The 428-nt window shown below is 65.0% G+C and carries 1 protein-coding gene; it reads right to left on the bottom strand.

Features of this window, described 5'->3' with window-relative positions:
• A partial coding sequence (locus tag EN939_RS37690; protein WP_245473355.1) for an ATP-binding cassette domain-containing protein occupies window positions 1–428 on the bottom strand: 428 nt, incomplete at both ends.

The following is a 428-nucleotide window of genomic DNA, read 5'->3' as shown; positions in this document are numbered from 1 at the left end:
ACGTAGGCGCGCCCGGCAAGGCCGACGCGCTCCAGCATCGCCATCGCCGGTTCTGTCAGGCTCTTGTCGCTCATCACGGGGCGTAAGAAGCGGAAGCTCGTTCCCTGGCGTGCCTGCACCGCCAGCATCACATTGCGCAGCGCGGAAAACTCCTGCGCGAGTGATGAGATCTGGAAGCTGCGGCCGAGCCCAAGCCGCCCGCGGGCCGCCATGTCGAGCCCGGCCATATCCTGGCCGAGAAAGCGGATACTGCCGCTGTCTGGCCGGAGCGAGCCCGAGATCTGGTGGATCAGCGTGCTTTTACCGGCTCCATTGGGGCCGATCAGCGCGTGGATTTCGCCCGGCTTGAGATCGAGGCTGACGCCGTCGGTGGCCTTCAGCGCGCCGAAAGTCTTTTTGAGATCGCGTATTTCGAGGACCAGCTCAGC

Origin of the sequence: Mesorhizobium sp. M7A.F.Ca.CA.002.05.1.1, assembly GCF_003998335.1 — a bacterium.
GTDB lineage: Bacteria > Pseudomonadota > Alphaproteobacteria > Rhizobiales > Rhizobiaceae > Mesorhizobium.
The sequence above is the reverse complement of the archived record's forward strand: the minus strand, read 5'-3'. Positions and strand labels throughout refer to the sequence as shown.